The organism is Streptomyces sp. NPDC001634 (genome assembly GCF_040298185.1).
In the GTDB taxonomy this organism is placed as follows: Bacteria; Actinomycetota; Actinomycetes; order Streptomycetales; family Streptomycetaceae; genus Streptomyces.
This window is the reverse complement of sequence record NZ_JBEOZU010000206.1, coordinates 1-2,448: the sequence shown is the minus strand read 5'-3', so window position 1 is coordinate 2,448 and position 2,448 is coordinate 1. Positions and strand designations below refer to the sequence as shown.

General features: G+C 69.6%; 3 protein-coding genes. 2 read left to right on the top strand and 1 reads right to left on the bottom strand.

What is annotated here, in order from left to right:
* A partial coding sequence (locus ABT186_RS47505) for a phage holin family protein (RefSeq protein ID WP_502973557.1) occupies window positions 1-354 on the bottom strand: 354 nt, incomplete at its 3' end.
* 103 nt (window positions 355-457) lie between these two features.
* On the opposite strand from ABT186_RS47505, the gene ABT186_RS47500 reads away from it, so the two are divergent.
* On the top strand, window positions 458-811 hold the full coding sequence (locus tag ABT186_RS47500; protein WP_351225812.1) for a VOC family protein: 354 nt from the start codon (window positions 458-460) through the stop codon (window positions 809-811).
* A gap of 276 nt (window positions 812-1,087) precedes the next feature.
* Window positions 1,088-2,299 (top strand): beta-1,3-glucanase family protein, encoded by a 1,212-nt coding sequence (locus ABT186_RS47495; protein ID WP_351930651.1) that lies wholly within the window; start codon window positions 1,088-1,090, stop codon window positions 2,297-2,299.
* Window positions 2,300-2,448: the final 149 nt, after the last annotated feature.

The window sequence follows — 2,448 nt, the reverse complement described above, 5'->3', positions numbered from 1 at the left end:
GGTGCCGTGCCCGCCGGTGGGGGTACCTCCCCCGTCCTTGAGGCCGTGGGCCTGGGCGGCGCCGCGCAGCAGGTAGGCGGCCACGCCCAGTACCGCCGCCGTGATCAGCGCGGCCGCCCAGCCGGGCAGGCCGAGCGCCAGTGCCAGGCCGAGGGCGAGCGCCAGCGCGGCGCCCGCGTACAGGCCGACGGCGCCGGACGCGGCGTACAGCGCCGCCGTACGGCGCTGCTTGCGCGTCTGCTCACGCAGTTCGTCGCGCAGGGCCTCACGTGCCACCTGCGTCAGTTCGTCGACCAGGTGCTTGTCCAGATGTTCCAGGTGATCCAGGTGATCCAGGTGATCCTTGCGGTTCATGCCCGCCGGGTACCCGGGCCCCGGCGCCCGTAACGCCGTGTGCGCGCCCGGGATCCGTCCGAAACGATCTCCTCTCCGGTCGGCCCCAACTAGGCTCGTCCGTATGGAGATTCTCGGAGCCTCGCTGCGTGTGTGCGTCGACGATCTGGAGACCGCGGTCCCCTTCTACGAACGTCTCGCGGGCGGCAGAGCTCTCCGTTTCGAACGCGGCGGTGTCCAGGTGGCCGCGGTCGGCTGCTTCCTGCTGATGAGCGGACCCGAGTCCGAGCTCGAGATCCTGCGCAAGGTCGCTGCGACGATCGCGGTGAAGGACGTCGACGAGGCGCACCGGACCCTCATCGACGCGGGCGCCCGCATCCTGGCGGGCCCGGTGCCGACGCCGGTCGGCCGCAATCTGATCGCCCTGCACCCGGACGGTTCGGTGTACGAGTACGTGGACCACCGGCAGTCGGACTAGCCAGGGTCCGTCTGCAAACACATCTTGTCCGGCGGAGAGGTGCGGGCGCGTCAGCCGGCCTGCCGGTTGCTCCGGTGCTCATTGCGCCGGACAGACCACGCCCCGCCGGAGACTCCGGATTCTGAACACATGACGGCCCCGCCACTCACACCCGGCCCCCATCTTGACGGGTACATGATCAAGAGCGGACACTGCCACCAACTGCCACTAGGTCTACACCAATCGTGTACCCGGCCGCCAGGGGCCGCATGTCCCGTCTGCCCAGGAGTGTGCCTCTTGCTCTCACGACGCACCTTCCTCTCCGCCGCTGTGGCCGCACCGGTGGCCGCAGCGGCCGCCCCCGTCCTGGTGCCCGGGCTCGCCTCGACCGCCTCAGCCGCGGCGCCCCTGCCGATCACCCTGCAGAACAACTCCGGCTCGAACGCCGTCTACGCCTACATCTCCGGTGCGGACAGCAGCGGCCGGCCCGGCTTCGTCACCTCGGACGGGGTCTTCCACAGACTGTCCAACCCGTCCACGACGCTGACGCCCGTGCCGGACTACTCCATTGCCCTGGGCTCGTCCGGCGCCTCCACCACACTCACCCTCACCAACTACGTGATCGGCGGCCGCGTCTGGTTCTCCGTCGGGAAGAAGATCCAGTTCTTCGTCAACCCCGGCCCAGGGCTGGTGCAGCCCGGGTTCACCAGCACCGATCCCAACTGGCTGACCGACTGGACGTTCTGCGAGTTCACGTACAACAGCACCAACCTCTACGCGAACATCAGCTACGTGGACCTGGTCGCCTCGCCCATCTCCATGCGGAGCACCGGCAGTTCAGGCAGGCAGACAGTCAGCCCGCTGCCCGCAGGAGCGCTGTCGTCCATCGCGTCCGGGCTCGTCGCCCAGCACCGGGCCGACGGCGCCCCCTGGAACTCACTGGTGGTCACGAACGGCAGCGGCACCGTCCTGCGCGTCATGTCCCCCGTGCACTCCCCCACGGGCTTCGGCAGCTACTGGAACTCCTACCTCGACCAAGTGTGGAGCCGCTTCTCCAGCACCACCCTCACCGTGGACACCCAGTCCCTCGGCACCTACACCGGCAAGGTCTCGGGCGGCGTCCTCACCTTCACCGGCCTCAACACCAACGGCGTACCCTTCACCCGCCCCAGCGCGAGCGACATCTTCAGCTGCAACAGCGGGCCCTTGTACAACTCCGGCGGCGACGCACGCGGCGCCGTGGCCGCTCGCCTGGCCGCTGCCCTCAATCGCAGCACCCTCCTGCTGGCCGGCGGACAGAACCAGCCCAGCGGCGTCACCTCCGCGCGGTACTACACCAACGCCGTCACCAACCACTACTCCCGGCTGGTCCACAAGTACGCGTCGATCGGCTACGCCTTCCCGTACGACGACGTCGGGCCCACCGGCAGCACGCCCGTCGACGGTCATCTCCAGGACGACGCACCGACATCCTGGACGGTCGCCCTGGGCAGCAGTGTCAGCGGCTAGGAGCTGTGTCCGTGGCGGCGGAATCGTGGTCGAGGAGCCTGCCGATGTCGCCGACCTAGGTCCTGTCGTCAAACTCCCGTCGTCCGCCCGGAGGGCGGGCCCTGCGGCGTCAGGTGCGTGCTCTGGGGGTCCCCCCGGCCGGAGGCTGG